20 protein-coding genes and 1 pseudogene are annotated in these 25,000 nt (G+C 48.0%); 13 read left to right on the top strand and 8 right to left on the bottom strand.

The features are described 5' to 3' along the window. Positions 1 to 21: 21 nt before the first annotated feature. Positions 22 to 513, bottom strand: a complete 492-nt coding sequence (locus BUB73_RS13730; protein ID WP_073156475.1) for a peptide chain release factor family protein — start codon at positions 511 to 513, stop codon at positions 22 to 24. Between BUB73_RS13730 and BUB73_RS13725 the strand changes: the two genes are divergently transcribed. From BUB73_RS13725 to BUB73_RS13685, 9 genes are all read left to right on the top strand, one after another. Continuing rightward, positions 508 to 1,215 carry a hypothetical protein gene (locus BUB73_RS13725; RefSeq protein ID WP_073286693.1) on the top strand — a complete coding sequence of 236 codons (708 nt, stop codon included), beginning with the start codon at positions 508 to 510 and terminating at the stop codon, positions 1,213 to 1,215. The two genes, BUB73_RS13730 and BUB73_RS13725, sit on opposite strands and share 6 nt — an antisense overlap. A gap of 21 nt (positions 1,216 to 1,236) precedes the next feature. Further along, positions 1,237 to 2,133 carry a hypothetical protein gene (locus BUB73_RS13720; protein ID WP_139259227.1) on the top strand — a complete coding sequence of 299 codons (897 nt, stop codon included), beginning with the start codon at positions 1,237 to 1,239 and terminating at the stop codon, positions 2,131 to 2,133. Positions 2,134 to 2,156: 23 nt separating this feature from the next. Beyond that, positions 2,157 to 6,242, top strand: coding sequence for a C25 family cysteine peptidase (locus tag BUB73_RS13715; RefSeq protein WP_073286688.1), 4,086 nt, complete (start codon positions 2,157 to 2,159; stop codon positions 6,240 to 6,242). Positions 6,243 to 6,244: 2 nt separating this feature from the next. Further along, entirely contained in the window at positions 6,245 to 7,186 is a 942-nt protein-coding gene (locus BUB73_RS13710) for a hypothetical protein (protein WP_073286685.1), read from the top strand. A gap of 405 nt (positions 7,187 to 7,591) precedes the next feature. Next, positions 7,592 to 7,933: a P-II family nitrogen regulator gene (locus BUB73_RS13705; protein WP_073156489.1), complete on the top strand. Its 342-nt coding sequence runs from the start codon at positions 7,592 to 7,594 to the stop codon at positions 7,931 to 7,933. Positions 7,934 to 7,948: 15 nt separating this feature from the next. After that, positions 7,949 to 9,358: an ammonium transporter gene (locus BUB73_RS13700; RefSeq protein ID WP_249269445.1), complete on the top strand. Its 1,410-nt coding sequence runs from the start codon at positions 7,949 to 7,951 to the stop codon at positions 9,356 to 9,358. 259 nt (positions 9,359 to 9,617) lie between these two features. Further along, positions 9,618 to 10,433: a TIGR02147 family protein gene (locus BUB73_RS13695; RefSeq protein WP_073286682.1), complete on the top strand. Its 816-nt coding sequence runs from the start codon at positions 9,618 to 9,620 to the stop codon at positions 10,431 to 10,433. Between the two features lie 9 nt (positions 10,434 to 10,442). Beyond that, positions 10,443 to 11,258, top strand: a complete 816-nt coding sequence (locus BUB73_RS13690; protein WP_073286678.1) for a hypothetical protein — start codon at positions 10,443 to 10,445, stop codon at positions 11,256 to 11,258. A gap of 11 nt (positions 11,259 to 11,269) precedes the next feature. Next, positions 11,270 to 12,766, top strand: a complete 1,497-nt coding sequence (locus BUB73_RS13685; protein ID WP_088658976.1) for a hypothetical protein — start codon at positions 11,270 to 11,272, stop codon at positions 12,764 to 12,766. A gap of 78 nt (positions 12,767 to 12,844) precedes the next feature. Here BUB73_RS13685 and BUB73_RS13680 read toward each other — a convergent pair whose 3' ends face one another. The 6 genes from BUB73_RS13680 to BUB73_RS13655 all read right to left on the bottom strand — a co-directional run bounded on the left by BUB73_RS13680 (position 12,845) and on the right by BUB73_RS13655 (position 16,677). Then, positions 12,845 to 13,414 (bottom strand): 6-pyruvoyl trahydropterin synthase family protein, encoded by a 570-nt coding sequence (locus tag BUB73_RS13680; protein WP_073286673.1) that lies wholly within the window; start codon positions 13,412 to 13,414, stop codon positions 12,845 to 12,847. Positions 13,415 to 13,682: 268 nt separating this feature from the next. Further along, the gene (locus BUB73_RS13675) at positions 13,683 to 14,498 is read right to left on the bottom strand and encodes an ATP-binding protein (RefSeq protein ID WP_083539789.1); all 816 of its coding nucleotides are present in this window, start codon (positions 14,496 to 14,498) and stop codon (positions 13,683 to 13,685) included. A 183-nt stretch (positions 14,499 to 14,681) separates the two neighbouring features. After that, positions 14,682 to 15,167: a DUF6169 family protein gene (locus tag BUB73_RS13670; protein WP_073286667.1), complete on the bottom strand. Its 486-nt coding sequence runs from the start codon at positions 15,165 to 15,167 to the stop codon at positions 14,682 to 14,684. Between the two features lie 7 nt (positions 15,168 to 15,174). Continuing rightward, complete coding sequence (locus BUB73_RS17855) at positions 15,175 to 15,297, bottom strand: hypothetical protein (RefSeq protein WP_256374941.1); 123 nt, start codon at positions 15,295 to 15,297, stop codon at positions 15,175 to 15,177. A 43-nt stretch (positions 15,298 to 15,340) separates the two neighbouring features. Next, positions 15,341 to 15,670 carry a DUF6788 family protein gene (locus tag BUB73_RS13660; protein WP_073156520.1) on the bottom strand — a complete coding sequence of 110 codons (330 nt, stop codon included), beginning with the start codon at positions 15,668 to 15,670 and terminating at the stop codon, positions 15,341 to 15,343. 167 nt (positions 15,671 to 15,837) lie between these two features. Continuing rightward, a complete protein-coding gene (locus BUB73_RS13655; RefSeq protein ID WP_139259225.1) occupies positions 15,838 to 16,677 on the bottom strand; it encodes a DUF6261 family protein in 840 nt (279 codons plus the stop codon). An 859-nt stretch (positions 16,678 to 17,536) separates the two neighbouring features. Here BUB73_RS13655 and BUB73_RS13650 point away from each other — a divergent pair. The 4 genes from BUB73_RS13650 to BUB73_RS13640 all read left to right on the top strand — a co-directional run bounded on the left by BUB73_RS13650 (position 17,537) and on the right by BUB73_RS13640 (position 24,297). After that, positions 17,537 to 22,180 carry an InlB B-repeat-containing protein gene (locus tag BUB73_RS13650; protein ID WP_073286662.1) on the top strand — a complete coding sequence of 1,548 codons (4,644 nt, stop codon included), beginning with the start codon at positions 17,537 to 17,539 and terminating at the stop codon, positions 22,178 to 22,180. Positions 22,181 to 22,325: 145 nt separating this feature from the next. Next, positions 22,326 to 22,451: a hypothetical protein gene (locus tag BUB73_RS17850; RefSeq protein ID WP_254917750.1), complete on the top strand. Its 126-nt coding sequence runs from the start codon at positions 22,326 to 22,328 to the stop codon at positions 22,449 to 22,451. A 272-nt stretch (positions 22,452 to 22,723) separates the two neighbouring features. Beyond that, positions 22,724 to 23,179: a hypothetical protein gene (locus BUB73_RS13645; protein ID WP_073233867.1), complete on the top strand. Its 456-nt coding sequence runs from the start codon at positions 22,724 to 22,726 to the stop codon at positions 23,177 to 23,179. 5 nt (positions 23,180 to 23,184) lie between these two features. Further along, positions 23,185 to 24,297: a nucleotidyltransferase domain-containing protein gene (locus BUB73_RS13640; protein WP_073286659.1), complete on the top strand. Its 1,113-nt coding sequence runs from the start codon at positions 23,185 to 23,187 to the stop codon at positions 24,295 to 24,297. A 270-nt stretch (positions 24,298 to 24,567) separates the two neighbouring features. Here BUB73_RS13640 and carB read toward each other — a convergent pair. After that, positions 24,568 to 25,000: pseudogene (gene carB, locus BUB73_RS13635) on the bottom strand (carbamoyl phosphate synthase large subunit); the annotation flags it as partial.

Genomic DNA, 25,000 nt, shown 5'->3' with positions numbered 1-25,000 from the left:
ACTTTCGGGGCCTGCGAAATCTTAAAGCTTAAGGGGCTTTTGGCCGTTTTGTTGCCTGTTCCCTTGGAGTTTTGTGGCGCAGGCTTTATCTTGCCGAAGAATTTTAACCAGGGCGCTGGGACTGAGGTTGAATGCGGCTGCTGCGGTCTTGGTATCACCCCCCTTGGCGGCCATAATATCAAATACATGAGCTACGAAAAGGGGGAATAACGCATTGGAGGTCTGGATGTGACCGTTGCTGCCGGGAAAAGGAATTTCCGGGTTTGCTGGTGTTTCTCGAACTTGCAGGGCTAGGGCCATCTGCATACGGTGCAATGCATGGATCTTATTTTCGTGAGCGCTCCTACCTTCGCAGGATTTGATTTCTAAATTGAATTCACGAAGAGTCAAAAGGACTCCTGTGTTGGTCTTGTTGCGGTGCTGGCCGCCGGGACCGCTGCCTTGATACCCCTTGAGGGTGCAGGCTCGAAGGAGTTCATCCAAGGTCATTTTTAGGTAGGTGTCGCGATGCATGTACTGAAAAATAAAATAGTTTTGGCCGCTGTTGCCGGAATTCTCATGTTTTTTGCTGGCTGTGCCGGTTCCTCTAGCTCGTTAAACGAATCTGCTGCCGTTAAGGATGCAAAGGCTCAGAATCGCGAAATTGATAAGCAGGCCGCCCTGGAAGCCATGTTCCAGAAGTTCCTTGCCGCCATTCGCGTCGATACTCCTGCAGACACCTTGCTGGAAATGCTGACCGACCCTTCGGAAAACTGGTTGGATGAACTGGAACGTCATGCCATGTCCTACACCGAGGCGGAACTGGATACCTGCCAGTTTTACGAAATTTATTCCATTCTCCTTTACCGTCTATACGAACGTGAACACCTGTGGGAAGTTTCCGAAGATCGCATGCTGTGGCTCTACCTTTCTAAGGCGGGGATGTTCCAGCGCTTTACCAGCCTGAAACTTGGGCCCATGAAGGTGAAAAATGACCGCGGCAGCATTGGTCTTGCCAATAGCCCCGAGGTTCCCATTATGCTGTTTGAATGGGATGATAACGACTGGAAGTTAGACCTAGTGGGAACGGTTCCCCTGATTACCAAGGGCGTTGAAGCTACCGCCGTGAAGAAGAACTGGACTGACAAGAAATTGGCCCTGTACTGGCTGGATAGGGAATACCATCTGCAGTATAGCCGACTGGATGAATCCCTGTTCAATCCTATTGGATTCTAACGCTTTTTCGTTGGTTTTATAATGAGTAAAAGCTTTGTTCGTGTGCTTGGCCTCTGTCTGTTAGCGGTATCCTTGTGCGTATCCGCCCCGGCCTCCCAAAAATCAACTAAGACCGGCTATACTTCGGGTTCCGCAAAAATTCTTGGTGCCGTAGATTCCCGCCGACCCTTTAGTGGCGACCGTCTGTTTGCGACGCTGGATTCTGTTGGCGGTACGGGCACGTGGATGGAATGGGATGTGAACGGCGTAAAGGATCCGTCCCTGATGGAAGTGCTGAATCCTATGCTCAAGGCTGAAAATAAGCCGGAAATGGTTTGGGTACTTACGGAACGTCAACTTCCCTTGCTGGCTGTACTCCTGCAGAAAGGTGCTGGTGAAGTGCTGATGTTTTATGAACTGAAAAAGCTGGATGCAAAGCCCGAAAAATTGACAATCAATCCTGTACTTTCTAACTCCGTGGTGTTTAGAGATTATAAACAAGTTTCTGAAAATGAATTTATTCATATAGATAAGCCTAACTTGAAAATCAAGACCATGAGCAATGGATTCCGCTTTACTTATGAAAACCGCGTAGATTCTCCGCTAACCTTGGATCCGACTTATTCGACCAAGACTTTTGTGGAGAAAAAGGCGATGCTTAGGGATTATGAGGATTACTTCAAGTATGAGTATTCCCTGATGCTTCGTGCTTTTGTCCAGTCTGTTCGAGGCGTGTTCAATTGGCAGCCCTGGCATTGGTATATGCAGGAATGGAATGCTAACTATAAAATGCCGTCAGAGGAACTGGATGCCATTCTCAGTAGCGGTGTGATGCCTCCGTTCTTTACGCTTTTTAAGGCCAAGACGGCTCGAGGCGAAGTGGTTGAATTTAGGACCAATGGAAACGGCTATTCCGAATTGCTGGTGACTAATCCCTAGGTGCATTTTTCTATTTTGAAAACGTGAAGTTTTCAATATCAAATTTTGTTCTTGCGGCGCTGTTGGCGGTGCCTGCATTTGCCTCGAAAGTGGTGGAGGATTCCCAAAATCGCTTTGTGATGGATGATGGAGTCGCAAATACGGCTGTGCTGGATTGCGATGGTTCCAAGGGTGGTTTTTTCCGACCGGAAAATGCCACTTATTTCGATGGAAACGGTGTTCCGTTTAGAACGTATAGCATTGCCTTGCCGACGAAGGAATTGCCTCAGGTTTTCATATCTGATGAGCGTCTGCTTGAATTGGGCAAGCCTGTCTGTGCTGATCCGGAAAGAATGGAGCCGGTGTCGTTTGGCTTTGGTCCGATTCAGATGTCTGAAGCAGTTCAGCGAGATGGCCTCTGGCTTACGGATATCCGGGTGCCTCTTTACGTGAAAAGAGGAAACTCTGTTGCACTTCGCAAGAACTTTAGACTGAACGTCAAGTTTAACGGACGGGCTGCAGGTGTGAAGCCTGGTCTGAGAGGACTTGCCCGTGCACTGAACGTGAACGGGGCTTCGCGCTTTGGCGCGAACCAGAAGGCTTTGCAGAAAAGCCTTCGCAAGTCCGCCTCTAGCGATTACTCCGACGTTGAATTCCTGGCACAGTTCTTTGTAGGCGATAAAAAGCTTGGCTCGTTCTCTGAAGATGGCCTGTATGCTGTAGAGTATAGAAGTGTTCGTGCGGCAATGGTTTCCGCTCAACGAGAAGACGATCTCGTGGGCATACCTGTAGATAAGATTTGCCTATATGGTTCGTCTCAGGATACCCTTGCGGCAATTGGTCCTGGCGCGGCGGAACGCAATCCCAATCAAATTTTTGAAATCCCCATTGAGGTTAGAGACCATTCTCCTTCTAGTTCCAAGGCTGACGGAACTTTTGGCGAGGGAGACTCCATTGTATTTGTTGGATACGGAAACGGCTTCTGGAAACGTTGTGACCGCGAAAATCCGTCGTTTAAAAACGGCGAGATGGACTACTTCCATTCCTATTCTCCCTATTCCTTTGACCAGGGATTCCTTCTTGGAAAGAAATATACGGGTAAGGGCAAGCGACTCTCGGACTTGGTTGAATCCCCTGCGGGAAAGGGCCGAGATGTGGAGTGGATGCGCTATGTACATGCCGAAGAAGATGCCTTGCTTAGGGATACTTATTACGGAAAGGACCTGAACTGGGAATCCGCTTCAGGTAAGGAATGGTTCTGGCATTGGCACTCGAGGTTTGATTCCACGCGGATTTCTGCTGCGGAGTTAAAAACGGATGAAACGTATACGTTGCCTGGCCTTGTGGAAGGCGGCAGGCAGTATGTTGCCGTAACGTACATGCCCCGCCGTTCTGTAAGTCATGCTTCTGCAGAAAAAGCAAATGACCAGAAAAAAGACATCTATATGTCTAGCCGTAGTTATGCAGAAAGAATGGATTCCATCTTTTTTGCCGTAGAGGTGAACGGAACTAGAGTCCGCCGTGAGGCGACGACTTTGATGCCGGGGGGTAACTTTAGGATCGATGGCGTCGAACTTAAGAAGACTGGCAATTCCATTGCCCTGGATATGCTCCCGGGCGGCACACAGTATGATCGTTTTAACGGATACAGTTTTGCCTACCAGTGGAAGCCTGTTGTCGATTCTGCGGAATGGCTTTTGCCGGGAAATGTTTCGGGTGTGATCAACGTTCCGGTTCCGTCTGGTACGCAGGTCATGAAGTTTAAGAATCTTCAGCCTGTCGGCTATTTGCGTTCATCCAACGGTGTTGCCAAGGATAGCGTGGCCAGCGAGGATGATGTTCGCTATCTTGCCGTTCGTTCGGATGCGTTTAGAGAGAACTTGAGGGTTGCTGGTTTTTCTAGACCCAATAGCGGTGTCCTTAAGGATTTGACTCGCCCTAATTCAAAGTTGGAGTATTTGATCATTGCTCCTCCTGACTTTATTAATGAAGCTGTTGCCTTGGCTGAGTTTAGGGCCGGCGGTTCTGCTGTAAGTTCTATTGCCACCTCTGTAGTAAATCTTGAAGACATTTACAGAACGTACACGGCAGGGCGCCTTTCTCCGGTTGCAATTAGAAACTACCTGTCTTACGTTTACTCTGTATGCCCCGATTTCCGTTATGTCCTTTTGGTCGGCTCGGGAACTTTCGATTACCGCGGCATGAACAGCCGACTGACGCCAAATCATTTCCCGACCTACCAGGATGAAGACTATGTGTCCGAGGATTTTTATGGCGTACTGGATTCGGGTGAAGTGATTCGCTTTGGACCTTATGAGCTGGATGTTGCCGTTGGGCGAATTCCTGCCCAGTCTCCGTCTGCGTTTGCCAACTATGTTCGCAAGGCGAAAGATCATGAAATGCTGAAAACGTTTGACAATTCTAGTTGGCGTTCTGTCATTTTGTTGGCTGCAGATGATGCCTGGAATAATGGCGGTGTCGATAATATCCCTCATACCACTTTTCAGGAAAATACGGCTAAAACAATCAGTGATCGTTCTGAAGAAAAGAATATTCGCTGGGATATGAAGAAAATTTACCTGGTGGATTATGAACGGGATGCTTCTGGACAAAAAAAACTCGCTGCCGAAAACTTTATCAGTATTTTGAACCAGGGAGCCCTGATTACCACGTACTATGGACATGGTTCGAAGACGGACTGGGCTGTAGAAGGTTTGATGAAGCCCAGCTATGTTAAGAAACTTTCTAATAAGGGACGATATACCATATTGGCTTCGTTCTCCTGTACGGTTGGCCGTTTTGATGAAGGAACTGTTCCGTCACTTTCAGAAGAAATGTTAATGGCTAATGGCGCAGGTTCTATTGTTTCCATTGGTGCGACTAGAGAAACTTTTGCCTCGGAGAATAAAACCTTCGGATTGAATTTCATGAGCTTTGCCTTGACCTCTGATTCCGTCCGTCGCATTGGTGATGCTTACGTAGGTTCCAAACGTTATTCCACTTTATCTGGAAACCAGCGTTATAATGAAGGACGCTATGTATTGTTAGGCGAACCGGTCATTGGTCTGCCGATTTCTGAATATAAAGTGAAACTAGATAAACCTCTGGAACAGATTAAGGCGCTTGATAAATTGACTTTGTCTGGAACTGTAGATGGTCTTGATGATGGATATATCGTGTTGAACTTGAAAGAAGGCCGTTCGTACAAAACGGTTGATTTGCAAAATTCGATGAACGAAGAATTGGAAGTGTTCTTGAATGGTCCTCTGATTTATTCTGAAGAAGTGGCTGTGAAGAATGGACGGTTCTCTACAGAATTTGTCACCCCGCGTAAAATGTCCTTTGGTGATTCCCTGGCGGAATTTACAACGTGGGCGTATTCAAAGAAATCCGCTGCTGTTGGCCGCTCCCTAATTGGACATTTGAGAATCGCAGGAATATCCAACTATGCAGATTCCTTGAAGGATACTGTTCCCCCCACAATCAAGATTCAGTCTTGTATATCGGGGGCAATGGCAACCTACTTTGTTGACGGACAAAACGTAAAGCTTCAGGCTCCTGCGTGCTTGCAAGTTGAAGTGGAAGATTCTACGGCCCTCGATTTTAGGGAACAGGCTGATGAGGGAATTTCCTTTGAAGTTGAAGGTGTTCAGGATCCGTTCCATCCAAGCCCTTATCTTGAACAGAATTCCAAATATGCTAAGGTCCGTATGAACTTTAGTACGGAACAATATCCTGCGGGATCCTACTTGTTTAAAGTGAGGGCCCTGGATGTTGTTGGAAATGCTGCTACGAAAACGTTGGTGGTCGAAATTACTGACGAGATGGAGACGGGCCTGGCCGATGTTTTCAATGCTCCGAACCCCATGGGTAAAAAGGGAACGACTTTCTACTTTAAGAATTTCGCTGATTCTAGAGTAAACATTTTCATCTACAATCAGAATGGCCGTCTGGTGAAGGTCTTGAAGGATGCCGTATCGGGTGTGACCCGCTGGGATGGCCGCGATGATCGTAACCGCCTTCTTGCTAATGGGCTGTATCACTATGTGGTACGTTGCGAAGTTCCTGCGTCGGAAGGTGTGAAAAAGAAAACTTGGACTAAAAAACAGAAACTATTGATTTCGAGGTAATTATGGATTTGAGAGAAAAACCGGGTAAGATTCAGTCTTTTTTGGAGATCATGCTGCGTATACGCCTGATTTCCATTGTGGCTATCGTCGTTGCTTCCATCAGCTTTATGGCCTCCAGCTGGCAGGGCATTGCCTCCTTGCCCTTGGGAGCGTCTGAAGCGCTGGGAATGTGGATGGCCGAGGTGGAAGGTGTTGCAGGGGTCTGGGCTAATGCTCAGTATCTGAGCGTGGCTGCCATTGCCGCCGTTGTACTGTTCGCTATTTTTGGAAGCGTTCGCGGTGCGGTTGCGTCTGCCGTTTCTTTTGGCTTGGCATTTGGCGCTCTCTACATCTTGGGCGGTAACGAAAACATGCCTGTCATGATGTTTGGCGCTTTGGCGATTGTTTCGCTGGTGGCTCTTGTTGTGGTGAAGGTCCCCTTTGCCTGTGGACTTTTCCCCTTTGTCTTGGCCTGGATTTTCTGGAGCGGACTTTGTGCCGTTCTGCCAGCTAGCCTGGAACCCACCTGGCTTGTGTGGGCTGTGCTTTCTGCTCTTGGATTTGCCAGTGCGATGTCCTTGTCTGCTGTGGCGGGCAAGCATCTGTCTGCCGGTGTGCCTGCTGCGGGTGCTTTGGTAAAGGCTGCGAAGCAGATGTTTGTCCCGGTGCTTGCGGCTTCCTTGCTAGCTGTGTGCGCCGTGGCTTTTGACATGCCTGCCGCTAACGCTGTGGATGCCGCCCAGGCGTCCGATGCTGCTGCAAATGCCGCCGATGCCGCCAAGACTTCTAATTTGAATTACTGGGGCGCAGCCTTTTACTTCTTCGTTTTCAATTTGTGGTTCTTCGTTCTGCAGTTCCCCATTATGTCCTTTGCCCCTTGGGAACGCCTCCGCTCCGGAAGCCGCCGCGTAGAAATGAAGGACAAGAAGAAGGCTGCCGGCAAGAAAAACTCGAAGAAGAAATAGTCGATTCGAACATTTTTGTTTTGCGAAACTCCTCCGCATGGGGGAGTTTTTTATTTGCGGTGGTTGTCTCTGCTGGTTTACAGAAAATGAAAATTACAAAAATATGATAAATAGGATTGAGGGGGTTGAAGGTTGCCTTAGGAGGCTCTTTAATAGGAAATTTTTGTTTGAATTACAAATTGTGTAAATAATTTTATTTGGGTAATTCATAAAGTGTAAGCCTTTTTGGGGGAACGTCGGGGCGGTAAAATCTAACAGATAAAAAAAGGAAGATGCGTTCAAACCCTTATAGAATAAGGGATTGAGACGGTTTCGTCTATTTTTTGCCAACTGAAAATCTGAGTTGGCATGGTCTTTGCGTATGGGTGGCGGAAACAAAAATAAACTCAACACAAGGATGAAATCATGAAGCTCGTTACAGCTTACATTCAACCCGAAAGGCTAAATAGCGTAAAGCAGTCTCTATACGAGGCTGAAATTTTCAAGATGTCAGTCACCAATGTTCTGGGCTGCGGTCAGCAGAAGGGACACACTCAGGTGTATCGTGGCGTTGAAACCGAAGTGAACCTGCTTAAGAAGATTTGTATTCGTATCGCCGTAAACGATGAATTCGTTCAGCCCTGCATCGATGCAATCATTGCTGGCGCCCGTTCTGGTAACATCGGCGATGGCAAAATTTTTGTGACGAACCTTGAACAATGTATCCGTATCCGTACCGGTGAAACTGGCCCGGAAGCTATTGGCTAATAAGGAGGTATAAAAATGGCTGATACACTTTCTACTATCGTCGATACCGCCGCTGCTGTAGCTGATACCGTTTCTAGCGCCGCCGCTGCTGTTGTTGAATCTGTTGCCGAAGCTGCTGCTCCTGTGGCTGCCGCCGTGGAAGCCGCTGCCGCTCCCGCTGCAGAAGCTGCTCCCTCTGTAGGTGAAGCAATCTTCATGACCGAAAATATCTGGATCATGATTTCCGCAATGCTGGTGTTCATCATGGGCCTTGGCTTTGCTTGCGTTGAATCCGGTCTTTGCCGTGCAAAGAGCGCTTCCAACATCTGCTTTAAGAACGTGGCTGTTCCCGCTATCGGTATTTCCGTGTACGCATTGCTGGGCTTTGGCTTGATGTATCCGGGTGAATTTAACGGTTGGCTTGGCTTTGCAGGCTTCGGCATTGGCGACTGGATGAATCCCGCCAACTTCACTGCCGCTTATAACGGTCACTTCTCCCTGTTCACTGACTGGCTGTTCCAGGCTATGTTTGCCGCTACCGCTGCAACCATCGTTTCCGGTGCCGTTGCTGAACGTATCAAACTTTCCTCCTTCCTGGTGTTCACCTTCTTCTACGTAGCATTCGTCTACCCGGTAGTTGGTTCCTGGGTTTGGGGTGGTGGCTGGCTCTCCAACTTCGCTGCATTCGGTGCAGAAGGCTTCCACGACCTGGCTGGTTCTGAACTGGTTCACTCCGTTGGTGGCTGGGGCGCTCTCGCTGGCGTAATCATTCTCGGACCCCGTATCGGCAAGTATGTGAACGGCAAGGCTCATGCAATTCCCGCTCACAACGTTCCGCTGGCAACTATCGGTGTGTTTATCCTGTGGTTCGGCTGGTGGGGATTCAACGGCGGTTCCGCTCTCTCCGGCAACCCCTTCGATACCTCTCTGATTCTTGTGACTACTAACTTGGCTGCTGTGGCTGGCATCATTACCGCAACTGCAACTTCCTGGATTATCGCAAAGAAGCCCGATGCCACCATGGCTCTCAACGGATGCTTGGCTGGTCTGGTTGCAATCACCGCTCCTGCTGATACCGTTTCCCCGCTCAGTGCCTGGATCATTGGTGCAATCGGTGGTGTGATCGTAGTCCTGGCTGTGTACTTCTTCGAAAAGCTCCGCTTGGACGACCCGGTTGGTGCTCTCTCCGTTCACCTGGTCAACGGTATCTGGGGTACCCTCGCAGTTGGTATCTTCGATTACACCGGCCGCTTCAACTTCTCCACCCAGCTTCTCGGTGTCGTTGCCTACGCAATCCCCTGCTTCCTCTCTGCTTGCCTGATCTTCATCGTGATCAAGAAGACTATGGGCCTCCGCGTTAGCGAAAAGGAAGAACTCCGCGGTCTCGATCTTGCAGAACACGGTCAAGAATCCTACGGTGGCTTCCAGATCTTCAGCAACATGTAAGATCAGGAAAACCGCCTGGACTTTCGCGGCAAACGTCGCAATAAGTTAAAGCCATAATAAAAACAAGGACCTCGTACCGAATGGTACGGGGTTTCTTTTTCTTCTGTATCATATAAGGTAAGATTTGTTTTATATATGGAATAAAATTTTTAAATGATTGATGAAATTTGGTAAAATTAAAGAAAAACTAATATTTTGTATCATTTTCTGTTGACTTTTTGAAAAAACCTAGTTATATTGAACATGCAAGAGAGGAAATATGAAACCGATTACTGAGTATCAAGATTATCGCTGCTACATGCAGGATTTTTACGAGGAACGGAAGCGAAAGTCCGCTTTTACCTGGCGCGAGTTTTCCAGGATGGCTGATTTTTCGTCACCTTCTTATTTGAAGTTGGTGTGTGATGGTAAAACTTCTCTGAGTCGGGTGGGTGTGCCCAAGGTGGCTGCCGCTATGGGACTGGCTGGTTTTGAGTTGACCTACTTTGAAAAGATGGTTGAGTTTGGAAATGCAAAAATAGACGCCAAGAAAAAGGCTTGTTTCGAAGAGATGACTAAGATTGCCAAGGAACAGAAGGCGCGTGTCATAGACTCTGACACCTTTGCCTATTATGAATCTGCGGTCAACACCATCGTTCGCGAATTGGCTCCTCTGATGCCCGGTGCCTTGCCTCTGGAAATGGCCAAGAAGATTAAACATGCATTTACCGCCCAGCAGGTCCGCGACTCTCTCAACCTGTTGGTGAAGGCGGATCTCCTCCAGGAAACTGGGGAGAATTCCTATCAGCAAACCGACCGTGCCATTTCCGGTTCCACGGAAGCCATTCCCCTGGCCCTCCGTTCCTTGAATCGTGAAATGATTGACATGGCTCGTGAAGCTATCGACAAGGTGGATCCTCGCGAACGCAACATCTCTGGCGTGACCTTGGGGGTGGACGCCAATGCTTTCGCTCGCATTTATGAAGAAGTGGAAAGTTGTCGCAAGCGAGTGATGGCCATTGCCAATGAATGCGATAATATCGATCAGGTTTACCGTTTGAATTTACAGTTTTTCCCGTTGACGGAAAGGGTTTAGGAGGCGAAAATGAGAACAAAGTATTTTGAAAAGTTTGGTGCGGTTCTTGCGGCCGAAAAGACTGCAGGTTTTGCAACTAAGATGGGCGCAGCCTTGCTCGCGGCCCTTGTATTTGCCGCTTGCGGTTCCGACAATTTGTCTGGCATTGATGACCAGGGAAATTCTATCGCCGATACGCCGGCCTCCAGCTCTATTGCAGAAATGCCGACCTCCAGTTCTGATAGGGAACCGGGCTCCAACTCGGATGATATTTCTCTGCTCTCCAGTTCTAGTATGGAAACGCTTACGCCCAGCTGCAGCAGCAAAGACATTGATGCCCCCGATGTTCCTTTTAATCCGGATCTTCCCTCGAGCGATGTTAAGGACATCGACTTCTCCGGTGCCGCCTTGGATAGCGTGTACGCCTACATTGTGGCGGATCGCACTGTTCATGAAAATGCCCCGGGAAACTGCGGCATGCCGGAATGCGATTACCATACGGTTAGCGGCAATACGGCTTCTGGATTCTTGAGCATGGAAGAACAGCTTTATGTTTATACCGTGAGATGCGGTGCCGATTTTAACCACATGTACGAAGTCAGAAATGATTTCAATGTGATTAAGAAGCATTTGGAAACCACATCTATGGAAGCGGTGGAAATCTTTACGGTTGCCTGCATTGCGGAAAATGGTGCTGGAAAGGAAACCGTTCCCACGGAAGATGGAATGGGCTATATCGCTGAATGCGAAATTAAGATTAGTGATAATCCGGGTGAGGAAACGGAATATAGGGATCCGGTTTGGAATCCTCTTGCTACCGAAATTGTAAACAATTGTCATGATTAGGAGGAATGATTATGAAGCTGACGAATAATTTTTGGATGACCAGTTTGATGGCTTGTGGCATGAGCCTGATGGCCTGTTCCGATGAAGGCACCACTAAGGTGATTCCGGAAGAGCAAGGCGGTGCCGACCAAACTGTGTCAGAAGATGATGTCCTGAATTCTTATCGAAATCTGGGAATTCATTTGGATGACCTCGTTATGGTTGATCCTTGCGAAGGTGAATTCTGCAGTAAATCCACTACGCGCAAGGCTGGTGTTGTAACTGCGGATTACCAGGGCACTAGAGCCTACGTTCTTTGTGAACGAAATAATGGTAGCGAACTACTTTATGATGCTCGTATAGAAGATTCTGTATTGGTGCAAATTGTCAGTGAGTCCGCTGTTGGTGATCAGGGTGATGAAGTTCCAGAATATACCAAGCGTGCTTCGGAATTGCTGAAAGCGTCTTGCTCTGAGCTGGGTGGCCAAATGGTTCACGATCGGGCCATGAACTCCTATGAATGTAAGGCAAATCTTGCCTTCGGTCACTATGATAATAAGTATTGGGCTTTGTTCAGCGACTTGGTAGTTTCTCCCTGCCTTGGCATCAGTGTTCCGGATTCCATTCTCGCGGTTGATCCGATCGGTAATGGTGACGAACCGCCTAAGGAAACTCCCGTAGAAAATCCTCAGGAAACTTTCGCTGATTTCGACCATTTCGAAATGAGTGCCGTCAGCGAAAATACCGTCGTGACTTTTAACGGTGGGGTTAAAACGGGAAGCTGCTTGATCGGGGAAGTTGAAGATGTTGAAATCATAGATGTTGTTGCCTTGGCAAAATCTTCTCCCTCCAATAAAGTGGCCTCCATTTCTGTGGATAAGGAATTGGCTTCCTTGGTGCTTCGCCTCCCGGCTATAGAAGACTATTGCGAAATCACGGCTCCTGTGGTGATGAAAATGGATGGCGACACTCTGCATGTGTCCTATGATTTCCCTTGCGAATATCAGTCTGAATATCCGGCTGGCACTTGTGAGAAAATTACACTTTCAAAGTGCCAATGCACAAGTGATCATGACTTTGTCTTGAATTCTAATTTCGCAAATGCGAAGTTTGTGGAATTCCGTGGCGAGGTTTACGATGTGGAACGGAAAGAAGAATTTGAAGTGGCTGTTGGACTTGCAAGTACAGGGCATTGTGACGCGTCCGCCACGGGCTCTGATGAAATCCTGCCTGCGGTGCCGGTAACGATGCTCTTGAAAAGCAACGGCCGTACAGCGCTGATCATTCCGCAGCTGGTCGGGGATTGCTCGAATAGGAGCACCATGAGCTTTGAATGCTCCGGGGATACGCTGGTTGTTACCCGCCTATACAATCGCAATGAACCGGTGACCGATTGCTTCTGCGCTAATGACGTGCAGGTGAACCTTGAAAATTCCTACCCCGGAACAAGATTCCTGAAAATTGGTCGAAGGGTTTATAGAATTGAAATCATAGCCGAAGAATTGGATATGCCGGTTATGAATCGATAACAGGGAAAATTTGGGTTAGGAAAAAAGGCCTTGAGCGAAATGCTCAGGGCCTTTTAAATTAGACAGGCAGCGGGGATGTTACGATTTTTCCTTGTAGCCGCACTTGGGGCAAACGCCGTTTTCGTCCAGGGCGATTCCGCAGAGGGGGCAGCGCTTGACCGTGCCCGCAACAGGAAATTCCTGGGAGGCAGCATTCGCTCCGCTGGTGAAGGTAATCTTTGCGATGTTCAGCTTCATTTTCAGAAGGTCATAGACAATCTTGATCATGCCTTCCACTGTCATGGTCTCCTTCGTCACCACCAGGCGACAATCCGGGTAAGCCGTGGCTAGTGCCGTCTTGAACGCAGGCCCCTTCATCTTGTTTTGCGGATGGCCATTCCTGATGCCCTGCTTTTCGTAGACGTCCAGAATCGCGGGGAGCAGCGGGTCGTCTTCACGCAGAATGAGTGCGTGGTCGAAATTCCGCAGAATGTCCCAGGCCGTCTTCTGGATTTCGTTGCAGGGGAACACCATGTTCACCCCCGCATTGATGGAATCCTCCACTTCGATGGTCAAGATCCCCGTGTGACCGTGAAGATACTGCGCCTCTCCCTTGAAACCGTAGAAACGGTGGGCGTACTGCAGGCTGAACGTTGTGTAGCTTCTCATGATTTCTCCTTGTCCGCATAGCGAACGTTGATGGTTGTACCTGCAGTATATCAAACGGAGAGAGGGGAGGGCAAGGGGGAAATTTTGCGGCTGGGATAGTACATAAAGAAAAAGGACTTGAGAAAAACTCAAGTCCTTTTGTAATGCCAGATCCTTCGCTTCGCTCAGGGCCTGCCCTGAGCCTGTCGAAGGGATGACACGCAGAGGGCGTTTTTATCCTGCGTTCCTCTCGTCTCTCGTCTGAAGGACCGCAGGTCCGTTCTCTCGTCTATTTGACGATATGTCTATGATACTCCTGCAGCGAGCAAACCTCAAACCTACCGTAGTCGTGCTTGTCCATGAGGCCTTCGACGGTGGAGGTGAGGGCGGCGATGGTGGTGGTGATAGGCACTCCGCTGACCACTGCCTTGCTGCGCATCTGGATTTCATCGACCATGGCTTCGGCGCCGGTCTCGCTGGTGTTCACGATCCACTGGACTTCCTTGTCGTGGATAAGGTCCAGCAGGTTCGGGCGGCCGCGGGAAATGCGGAACACTGCGCGGGTCTTGATGCCTTCGTTGTAGAGCATGGTGGAGGTGCCGCGGGTGGCGTAGAGGCCGTAGCCCAGTTCCACCAGCTGGCGGATCAGGGGCACTGCGCGGGCCTTGTCTTCGTCCTTGAGGGAGACGAAGATGTTGCCCTGGCCCGGGATGCGGTTGCCGGAGGCCAGCTGGCTCTTGAGGTAGGCAAGTCCGCGGTCGCGATCCAGACTCATGACTTCGCCCGTAGATTTCATTTCCGGGGAGAGGGTCACGTCGACGCCCGGGAACTTCACGAAGGGGAACACGGCTTCCTTCACGCTCACGTACGGAACGTGGACTTCTTCGGTGAAGCCGATTTCTTCGAGGGTTTCGCCCAGCATGCAGCGGGAAGCGTAGCTTGCCAGAGGCACGCCGATGGACTTGGAGACGAAGGGCACGGTGCGGGAGGCGCGGGGGTTCACTTCGATCATGTAGAGTGGCACGCTTTGCGTGCAACTTCCTCGCTCGTCAAATGAAAATATGCAAGCATATTTTCGCTTGACTCGCTTCGTCGTTTTCGCCATCCTTGACGGCCAGCTGCATGTTCATGAATGCTTCTTATAAGGGCGTTCCCCACGCGTTGCGTGGGTCGGGCTATATTTTAACGCGTTCCGGTCGGCCCTTACGGACCGCCCGCAACGCTGTTAAAACGGAGCCTCGCTACGCGAGTCTCCGCCCATACGGGTAACTATCCCTAACGCGAAACGCTAGTCTTCAGCCTCATTGGCCAACTTGATGAAGTTGTCAAAAACCTCGATTATAGAGTCTGCATTTGCATAAGACTTGCGGATAATCAAGAACGAATAGGACTCTGTTTCGCTAAAGAAAATTTCTCTTGGGGTGATGGAAAATTCATTTTCGCCATACATACGGAACCAGGACTGAAAAAGCCTGTGTCTTGCCCGCCCCTTACTGTCGGTCGATGTGTCGATGAACGCAACCAAGGCGCTGTCGAATTTGTCCAGGAAGTTTCGAATGATCGAAACAATGGTATCTCTAGTATTACTTCCAGAAATATCGTTTACATGATTATTTGGCAGCAAACTGCTTTCTACGCGATAGATGTCCACGCAGAAGATAGGGAAGTTGGCTTCAAATTGCGAAGTCAAGTCGTTGAATATGACAGAAATTTTATTTTGAGTTTCGGTCTCAAAATAAAAGGTGTCGCAATCTTCAATTACTGGATAAATCACAAAAAAACTACTTTGTGGGAGCAAAGCCCTTCAAAGTACCGTTGGCTTTGAAATATTCCGCCCTTTGTTTCTTTTCGGCAAGAATGTCTTTCAAAAGCTTCCTTGCTTCGGATGTAGTAAACTGCTTCATAGCATTATCCTCATCCATAATATAGGATTTTGAAGAGGCCTTGTCAAAGGACTTGTCTGTTTCTGCTGACTTTTCCAAGGCTTCGTCCTACTTCTTCAATGTCTTTTTGCAATTTCTTTAATTTTGCCTTTAACTCTCTTCGTCTTGCATCTTGTTCTTCAAATTGCGCGGCTTGCGGATCGACGCTTTTGCAGAGGTATTTGGTAACAACTTTCCCGTTTTGACGGGATACATGGTAAAGATATACCTGCTTGCCTATTTTTTTTCTTCGAAGAGAACATGAGGGGAGTTTTGCTTGTTCGGAGGCATACTTCGCCTGAAGTTTTTCCAGGCGATCGAGTTCTTCTAGCAATATTCCTTTCACAACGCTCATCTTACCCTACAATATAAAAATATTTGACGGTTGTAGGGTAGTGTTGTCCTACAAGTGCTTGAAAATTGAACTTTGTAGGGTAAAATCTCCCGATGAAACAAAAAAACACCCTGCGTCGGCAGGGTGTCTTTGTGTGCGAGATGCGCAGTCGGTATTCTATTTCGGAACTATGCGGCATTAATCCTCCTTTCGGCCGAAACGCCGTTTGTGGTTACGGTGTTCGCTGCACCGGTCGTGGGCTCCACAGGAAGTGCGATAGCCTCGGTGGTGGGCGGGGTGTCTTCGCGAGCCTTTGCACGGGCTTTTGCGCGAGCCTTGTAGAGGGAACGGCTGTTGGCGATGAATACGTTCACCTTGTCGATGAAGGCCGTGCAACTTTCGTCACCCTTGGTGGCCGCGTTGTACTGCGCGAAGTTAATCAGCTGGCGGAAGGCGCTGATGCAATCGTTGCGGAGATTCTTGCTGGTGGTCTCCTCGCGGATGCGGCGTTCCTCGGCACGGGTCTGGTTGGCTTCGGCGAATGCGCCTTGCACCTCCTTCAGGGCGTTGAAGGCAAGCTCCAGTTCGCTCCCGGCCAGGGCCCCGGCATATTCTTCCTTGCCAATAACCGCCTGGACGTTAGCAATGACCGATTCGATGATACCGGTGAGGCTCTTCTGGTCAACGGAACCTGCATTGCCGTACCCCTTTACGTATTCCCAGATTTCCTTGGCCAGGGCGGAACGCTGCTGGTCCAGGGAGCCTGTGAGAACCTTTACCGTTCCACGGAAATTGCGGAATGCGATGGTGCGCTTGGAATCCTGTTCCGATGCGCCCTTCTTTGCCGCGGCCTCCGCCACACTGGTGGTGTAGTCGGAGAACTTGCCGATGGTTGCCTTGTATGCGTCAAGTTGGGTACGGACATCCTTGAGATTGATGGATGCGGCTGCCGTTGCCACGTTGTTGTGGAAACCGATGAAGCCGTCGTTGGTGATGCGGTTGAAGTTGATTGCGTTAACGTTTTTCATATAGGTACCCTCGTAAAGAGTGTTGATGTTTAGGTCAATCTGTCCGAGCAATTCCCGGCTCATTGATCACTAAACTACAAGGGTCCGCCGCTAAAGAAAAGTTTAAAAATCTATACAAAGTTTGTATGTAAATGAAGGTTTTCTAAAAAGGATGCAACCATTTTGCACCACGCGAAATTTTTCAAAAAACGCCGGTTTTTCTAGGCTTGCAGGCCTTTTTTTATAAAGAAAAATATTCCCGATTGGAATCGATTGCCTCAAAAAAAACTTGCAAGGAGTTTGTTTTCGGTGAAGAAGCTGCTCTACGAACCTGTAGAGATGCTATGTCTATGTGAAGAAGCAAGTTCCTCAGTTCGTGGAGATGCTATGTCTATGTGAAGAAGCAAGTTCCTCAATTCATGAAGATGCTTTGTCTATGTGGAGAAGCAAGTTCCTCAATTCGTGAAGACGCTTTGTCTATGTGAAGAAGCAAGTTCCTCAATTCGTGAAGACGCTTTGTCTATGTGAAGAAGCAAGTTCCTCAATCCGTGTAGATGCTTTGTCTATGTGAAGAAGCAAGTTCCTCAATTCGTGAAGACGCTTTGTCTATGTGAAGAAGCAAGTTCCTCAATCCGTGAAGATGCTTTGTCTACGTGAAGAAGCAGGTTCCTCAATCCGTGGAGATACTTTGTCTACGTGAAGAAGCAAGTTCCTCAATCCGTGGAGATGCTATGTCTATGTGAAGAAGCAAGTTCCTCAGTTCGTGGAGATGCTATGTCTATCCGGGGATGAATAGCTTTTGTTTAGGACCTTTGTGCTATTGTAAATTTGTGTGTATTTTCTATCTTTTTTGAAAATTAGGAAAAAGTAAGGAAAATTTATGAAGTTTCGTGGATTTAAGAACATTCTGTCGGTGCTGGCTATGCTAGTTTTGCCCACGGCTTTATTTGCCCAAACGGCATATCTTGACGAAAAAGGCTCTCTAAAAACACTAGAAGAATCTGCAACAGCGATTACTAGCTCTATGACAACCTGGAGTGCAGGCTGGTATGTTGTATCGGACAATGTAACAATTGATGAGCGCATCACGGTAAATGGTGATGTGCATTTGATATTAGCTGACGGAGCGACTCTTAATGCAAATAAAGGTATTGGCGTTAGCAGTAGTGCGACATTCAATGTCTATGCACAGTCGGAGAATGAAGCGACGATGGGTGCGCTTGTGGCTAATGCAAAAAACGTATTTGGCAGCGCTGGTATTGGTGGAACTAATATGGCGGGCTTTGGTAACATCATTATCAATGGCGGAAAGATTACGGTAATAGGCCAAACTACTGGTATTGGTGGTGGTTATAATTCAACAAGTGGAAACATTACCATTAATGGTGGTGTTATCGATGCAACAACACATTCTGCATATGGTGGTGCTGGCATCGGCGGTAGCGGGAATGGATATGTATCGAGCATTACGCTAAATGGTGGAAGCATTACTGCAACTGGTGCAGCACTAAACAGTTATGGAGGAGCAGGTATTGGAACAGGAAATATGGCCAAGAGTGGTACAATGACCATCACAATTAGTAGTGCTGTAAAGAAAATTGTTTCAACTAAGGGATCATCTGGCGCTGAATGTATCGGTCAAGGTGAAAATGGACAAACCACTATCAATGTGATATTTAAGGACGGCGAGTCGACAGTCGAAGGGAATGCCAAGGATAAATTGTTTTATGATTCTGGTGAGGGCGAACAGCGATATGTTCGAACCAAAGCATTAAATCATCATATAGTAATTAGTGATAATATCAAGGCTCAAATAACAGCAAATACAGAATATGCTTTTACAGGAGAGATGGTTACACTTTCTATTGGCGCGGCAGTTGATGTTGAATCGATTAAATTAAATGGTGGCGCAGTATCGTTATTGGATGCAGGAAATGGTCAGTACACTTTTGTTATGCCAGATGGTGATGTAAATGTGACAGCAGGAGCCTCTGATACATATTCTGTCGTTATCCCTGAACAGATGGAAATTGTAAGCTCCACAAATCCTCCAGATGGTGACGGCAAATATATTTCAGGAACGGTTGTTGAGTTTAGACCTAACTATACTTATACGGTATTTGATGTTTCTGATGGAACCAATGCTTTGGTTGCATCAAACGGTGTTTATAGTGTGACAGTTGGAACTTCTGACATAAATATTACGGCTACAATAAATCATGAGTACAATGTAAATCTAGCGGAGGCACCATATGATTTTACTGCTCTAAATAATGATGTTCTTAGTGGTACAACAGAACGCACGGTAACAATTGCCAATGGTGCAAATATTACACTTTCTAATGCGACAATAAATGGAGGTATAGTTTGCGAAGGCTCTGCAACAATTATTCTTGAAGGTTCAAATAATGTTAAGGGATATTCAAGTATAAGTAAAAATGTATTTAAAGCGGGTATCCAGGTTGGTGGCGAAGGGACTGTACTTACTATCAAAGGTAATGGTTCCTTAACAGCAATTGGTAGTGATGGAGCTGCAGGTATTGGTTTAGATTGTGTACGGTATGTTGATGCTTATGGTGGAGATATTGTTATCGAAGGAGGAACAATTAATGCTATCGGAAGTGGATCTGGAGCCGGAATTGGAACTGGCTTTGCGTATGGTGGCGCAAATATTGTAAGACTTGGTAATATTACCATTAAGGGGGGCTCGGTAAAGGCAACTAGTGGTGGGTCAGCTGAAGGCATTGGTTCGGGTTTGGTAAATCCTGGTAGTACGAATGAATTTGGTACGGTAACCATTTACGATAGCGTAGTACTCGTTGATGCATCAAGTATTGGAAAAGATATTACCTATATGCATGGCGAGAGCAATGTGACCGCCAATAAAACCGATTATTTCAATATCAGCGAAGATGGCAACCGACGCGTTATCGCACCAAAGGACGATGCCGATTATAGCATTTCCATTGCTAACGACATCGAGCATGGTACATTGACAGGAGCAGGGGCGGCAAAGTATACGGAAAAGGTGACAATTACCGTTACTCCAGACTTTGGATACAGAATTAGCCGTCTTATCGTAAAGGATGCCAATAACAATGATGTTGTAATTGATGGGAATTCTTTCGTGATGCCAAAGGGCAATGTAACGGTAAGTGCAATTTTTGAGCAAGGCCCTCACGGTACGACGGAGTTTGTGTGGCAAAATGTATCTGGCAGTATAGTTAAAGAAAACATTATCTACGATGGTGTGACTACATTAAATCTTGAAGCTAACAGTAATTATAAAATTGTTTCTAAAGACCAAACTTATTTGAGGTTAGATAAAAGCACTGTCGATATTCCATATTCCGATGGCGTAGGGGAGTTTATTGATGATGATAAATCGACGATATTTTATTTTCGCAATATCCCATCGGGCTTCTACGATATCATACTAACCGATCTTGGCGATGATAGATGGTCGGTGTCTATTCTGAAAACTGTTGCTGCTTTGGACAATGTTCCCGACCAGACTTATACGGGTAGCGAGATAAAGCCTGAGCCACTTGTTTTAGCAGGCTCACTCAGTCTTACAGAAGGTACCGACTACGAATATTCTTATACCAACAATGTAAATGTTGGCGCCGCAACTGTAACAGTTACTTTCCGTGGTGAATATGACTGGGTAAAACCTGTAACAAAATCCTTTAATATCACGAAGGCTACGCCTACAGTTGAACCTCCGACTTCTGCCAATCCGAAGTACGCTGGTGCATGCGTCGCACTTGTCACCGCCGGATCTACGAACTTTGGAACGATGCTTTACAGTTTAGATGATGATTACTCGGAAAATATTCCTTGTGCGGATAAAGGCGGCGATTATACGGTTTACTACGAGGTCGAAGAAAGTGGCAACTGGTCTGGTGCCGCAGGGAGTGTTGAAATTCAGGTGCCGGTTCGTGTTGATGTGACCGTGGTTGGCGACGGTTCTGTAAGTGGCTACGATCCCGACGAATTCTACCCTGTTGGTACAGTACTTACCCTTACCGCGGAGCCTGCAGACGGATACAAGTTCCTTAGCTGGAACAGTGATGTCGATGTTCCTGCAACATTTGAATACACGGTTGATGCAGAACAGAATAGCCTAGAAGCAACTTTCAGCAATCACTATATTGCTTACACAACCAGCGACGGTGATACTGCTTTGCCTGTGCTTTCATCTATGTATGATATTAAGAAAAATAAGTGCGAGGACGGTCTGTGTGTCATGTTTTTGGGCGATGGTGTTACAGAACTAGACGATGGCGCATTTAATAATCATAAACGCTTGACTAGTATTGAAATCCCGAGCAGTATTGAAACTATTGGGCATTTCGCTTTTACAGAAACTCCTTTGATTCGTGTGGATATGAAGTCAAAAGTGCCCCCTCAATTGGGGGAATGGCTGACTTTCCTCAACGTTCCTGATGAATTTTTGATTCACGTGCCTCATGGTTCAGCCGATGCCTACAGGTCTGCCGATGGCTGGAAGGATTACGAGGACCACATTGTTGATCACGACGCATCTATGCTGGTCTGGACCGATGATGCTGTAGTACCCACATGCTCTGAAACAGGTTGGGAAGCAGGCTATGTCTGCAATGAGTGCCACAAGCGCTTTGCCGATGTGGATGGCCATGTTGAAATGTCCCCGGTGGCCGCCCTTGGCACAACCTACGGCGCAGCTTGTATATACAATGACGATAGCAAGGCAATTATCGACGGAAACTCCGAAACCTCCGTACTGCTCCCTTGGAGTATCGATGTGGACGCAATTGAGCTGAATAGGACCTTTGCCGCTGGCACAATCTCCACCATTACGCTGCCTTTTAGCATGTATGTGGAAAATGTGGAGGGCGCTGTATTCTACAGATTTAAGTATGTTTCTTCGGATGACTGGACTGTTCACGTGGGTTCCGTTCGTGACGAACTGATCGCAAACACCCCGTACCTAGTGAAAACTACTGGCGAGACCATCTCCTTTAAGACTGGGGCTACCTTGGAACGTACATTGGATGCCTCTCCCACGGACCAGGGCCAGGATGAGGGTGATGGCTGGGAACTTCGCGGAACCTATGGAAAAATGGTCTGGAAGGAAGGTCATCCGGATCTTGGGTATGTTTATGGTTTTGCTGCCGAGAATGTTGCCGATGTCCATATTGGCGAATTTGTGAAAGCTACCGCTGGTGCAAATCTGCCGCCTATGCGAGCCTACCTCTATTACAATCCTGTCGCAACTCCGGCACCTTCTCCGAAACCGTCCTTCCGTGGCATGGCTCCCATGGCTCGTTCGACTTCCAGTATCGAGACCCCGAATTACTTGGATGTGGTCGTGGATGACGATGAGGGCGGAACTCTGTATATCGGTAAACTCAATACCCGCACCGGCGAGTTCAACGCCGCGGGAGAGCGCTGGTTTGACATGAAGGGCCGTAAACTCAACGGCAAACCCAGCGTTAAGGGCTCCTTCTTCAATAACAAGAGCAAGGTTATCGTAAAATGAAAAGGCCGGAACCGAAGAAACTGTATTGCAAACCCCAGGTAAAAGTGATCAAGCTAAAACACCGTGCGAACCTGCTGCAAAACAGCGGTTTTGAAAATGACGGTCCCAAGGGTTATGGCGGCAAATTTCAGTAATAGGAGTAGAAATGAAAAAGCAAGAGCAGAAGAAACAGTACAAAAAGCCCCAGGTGAAGGTGATCAAGCTGAAGCACCGTTCAAACTTGCTGCAGAGCAGCCTTCCCGACAGAATGGGTGTTGTCGTTGACGATTAGTTTTTTTTTACGATTTCGCCTTGAAGTATAAAACGAAAGTCCTTCCGACCAAAATCGGAGGGACTTTTTTGTGCGGATTTTAGGGTAGGTGCTTGACAAAGGTTCTGCGGAAAACTATATTAAGTAGTGCAACAGGGTGGTAGGTCGTCACCTGAGAAAAAAAGAAAGGCCGACTAGATGAAACAGGGTGGTAGGTCGCCACCTGAGAAAAAAAAGAAAGGCCAACTAGATGTGCCGGAGTAAAATCCGGCATTTCTTGTAAGGAGGAACAAGTGATTAACATTGTTGTACTGACGCCAGCATTTTACGCAAAGCATGTATTGGATTCCGAAATTCTTTGCAAGCAGCAGCGCCCCTACCTAACGTTAATAATAGAGGCCTTTGGAAAAAAGTTTGCTGTTCCTTTTAGGACAAATGCTCATAAGCCAAAAAAACGAAAAGGCGTTCCTCAATCCGTATATTTTTTCGGATCATCTGGCCGTTCCGAATTAAGTAATGAACAAAAAGTTCCTGCACTAGATTTTTGCAAGGCTGTTGTAATTGTAGATGAAGATGTTGGTCTTCCTGCGTCTATTGATAAACGGGAGTTCCAAGAGCTTAATTCAAATTACACTAGAATTGTGGAAATGTTCAAAAGATACTATGAGTTTTACATAGCATCAAAAGATGATGCTAACTTGAAGGATCTTCCCGAAATAAAATATTCGGCCTTACAGTATTTTGTCTGAATGCTATGGATTTTTCCAGATACGATAATTTTTTCCTTCTGTTGCGTATTGCGCTTGGGTGTCCGGGGGCAAGTGCTGGTGCGTTTCCGCGGCTGTCTGCGGAAGAGTGGAAGCGTATTTACGACGAGGCGGACCGGCAGACTCTTCTGGGGCTTGCGTTTGACGGGGTGATGAAGTTGCCTCAGGAGCTGCGCCCTCCCATGGAGCTGATGTTCCAGTGGGCGAGCGAAGCGGAATCCTTTAATGGCTTGAACAAGATTTTGAATCAGGAAGCCGCAAAACTTACGGAATTTTTCAAGGGGCATGGCAGAGGCTGCGCCGTTTTGAAAGGCCAGGCCAACGCTAGACTCTATCCGAATCCGCTTTGCCGGCAACCGGGAGATATTGACATCTGGGTTTCCGGCGGGAAAAAGAGCGTCGTGGGTTTGCTGCGGGAAACTGGAATGCAGGAATCGCAGAAGGCTTCGCCGCACCACACCCACATGAAAAATGACCGTGGAATTGATGTGGAAGTTCATTTCCGCACGTCTTCGGGCAACTACAATCCTTTTACGACAAGGCGGCTGCTGAAATATCTGGACAGGGAAATCCTGAACTCGGTGGAGGTTCCCGAAGGTTTCTGCGCCCATTCCATGAAGTTTGCGCTGGCCATGCAGCTATCGCACATCTATCGCCATTTTATTGGTGGCGGGGTAGGGCTCCGGCAGATTGTAGATTATTACGTGTTGCTTAGGCATTCCAGCGAAAGTGATCGCCACGAACTGAAGGCGAACCTGAACAGCTTTGGATTGCGAAAAATTGCGGGGGCCCTCATGTGGCTGCTTCGTGAATCGTTTGGTCTTGACGAAAGTCTGATGCTTTGCAAGCCCGATGAATTCCGTGGACGGTGGCTCCTGCGGGAAATCCTGCAGGGTGGCAACTTTGGTCGCCATGTAGGAGGCGGTCGCCTCAAATGGCTCTACTGGTGGCTTGGCAAGCGCAAGAAATCCTTAAGTTACTGGCGCTTCGATTTGGCGGAAACCTTCTGGGCGGAAGTCGATTACTGGAAAGTTTTTGTAGAAAACACTTCGACACGAATCCGGTTGCGCAAGATTTCATTAAGGGATGTGAAGTTCTGATAATGCTTTCGCGTTAGGCCCCGCAGCCCGCATGGGGTCGGACTCGCGCGGCGCTTGCCTTGTGCTGTCGCACGGAGCGCGAGGCTGAACGAAAAAAAGACCGAACTGGATTTTTCCAGCTCGGTCTTTTTATAGCGCAAGAGGGCCGGCCCGCCAGGGCAACGCCCTGGATCCTTCGCTTCGCTCAGGATGACACGTGGATTGCTGCCAGATCCTTCGCTTCGCTCAGAGCCTGCCCTGAGCCTGTCGAAGGGATGACACGCTAGCGTGTCACTTCACAATGTGACGATGATATTCCTGCAAGCTGCAGACTTCGAAGCGGCCGTAGTCGTACTTGTCCATGAGGCCTTCAACGGTAGAGGTGAGGGCTGCGATGGTAGTAGTGATAGGCACGCCGCTGACCACTGCCTTACTGCGCATCTGGATTTCGTCCACCATGGCTTCGGCACCGGTTTCGGAGGTGTTCACGATCCACTGGACTTCGTTATCGTGGATGAGGTCCAGCAGGTTTGGGCGACCACGGGAGATACGGAACACGGCGCGAGTCTTGATACCAGCGTTGAAGAGGATGGTAGAAGTACCGCGGGTGGCGTAGATGCCGTAGCCCAGGTCTGCAAGCTTCTTGATGAGAGGCACTGCACGTTCCTTGTCTTCGTCCTTGAGGGATACGAAGATGTTGCCCTTGTCGGGGATGCGGTTGCCG

Source organism: Fibrobacter sp. UWH6, assembly GCF_900142465.1.
Lineage (GTDB): Bacteria > Fibrobacterota > Fibrobacteria > Fibrobacterales > Fibrobacteraceae > Fibrobacter.
This window is presented reverse-complemented; position numbering and strand designations above follow the sequence as displayed.

Coding starts and splice junctions, on each gene's coding strand:
- BUB73_RS13690 (WP_073286678.1), top strand. CDS start 10,443: ATGAGAACAAAGTATTTTGAAAAGTTTGGTGCGGTTCTTGCGGCCGAA.
- BUB73_RS13695 (WP_073286682.1), top strand. CDS start 9,618: ATGAAACCGATTACTGAGTATCAAGATTATCGCTGCTACATGCAGGAT.
- BUB73_RS13640 (WP_073286659.1), top strand. CDS start 23,185: ATGGATTTTTCCAGATACGATAATTTTTTCCTTCTGTTGCGTATTGCG.
- BUB73_RS13710 (WP_073286685.1), top strand. CDS start 6,245: ATGGATTTGAGAGAAAAACCGGGTAAGATTCAGTCTTTTTTGGAGATC.
- BUB73_RS13655 (WP_139259225.1), bottom strand. CDS start 16,677: ATGAAAAACGTTAACGCAATCAACTTCAACCGCATCACCAACGACGGC.
- BUB73_RS13680 (WP_073286673.1), bottom strand. CDS start 13,414: ATGAGAAGCTACACAACGTTCAGCCTGCAGTACGCCCACCGTTTCTAC.
- BUB73_RS13700 (WP_249269445.1), top strand. CDS start 7,949: ATGGCTGATACACTTTCTACTATCGTCGATACCGCCGCTGCTGTAGCT.
- BUB73_RS13705 (WP_073156489.1), top strand. CDS start 7,592: ATGAAGCTCGTTACAGCTTACATTCAACCCGAAAGGCTAAATAGCGTA.
- BUB73_RS13725 (WP_073286693.1), top strand. CDS start 508: ATGCATGTACTGAAAAATAAAATAGTTTTGGCCGCTGTTGCCGGAATT.
- BUB73_RS13660 (WP_073156520.1), bottom strand. CDS start 15,670: ATGAGCGTTGTGAAAGGAATATTGCTAGAAGAACTCGATCGCCTGGAA.
- BUB73_RS17850 (WP_254917750.1), top strand. CDS start 22,326: ATGAAAAAGCAAGAGCAGAAGAAACAGTACAAAAAGCCCCAGGTGAAG.
- BUB73_RS13720 (WP_139259227.1), top strand. CDS start 1,237: ATGAGTAAAAGCTTTGTTCGTGTGCTTGGCCTCTGTCTGTTAGCGGTA.
- BUB73_RS13675 (WP_083539789.1), bottom strand. CDS start 14,498: ATGGCGAAAACGACGAAGCGAGTCAAGCGAAAATATGCTTGCATATTT.
- BUB73_RS13685 (WP_088658976.1), top strand. CDS start 11,270: ATGAAGCTGACGAATAATTTTTGGATGACCAGTTTGATGGCTTGTGGC.
- BUB73_RS17855 (WP_256374941.1), bottom strand. CDS start 15,297: ATGAAGCAGTTTACTACATCCGAAGCAAGGAAGCTTTTGAAAGACATT.
- BUB73_RS13730 (WP_073156475.1), bottom strand. CDS start 513: ATGCATCGCGACACCTACCTAAAAATGACCTTGGATGAACTCCTTCGA.
- BUB73_RS13650 (WP_073286662.1), top strand. CDS start 17,537: ATGAAGTTTCGTGGATTTAAGAACATTCTGTCGGTGCTGGCTATGCTA.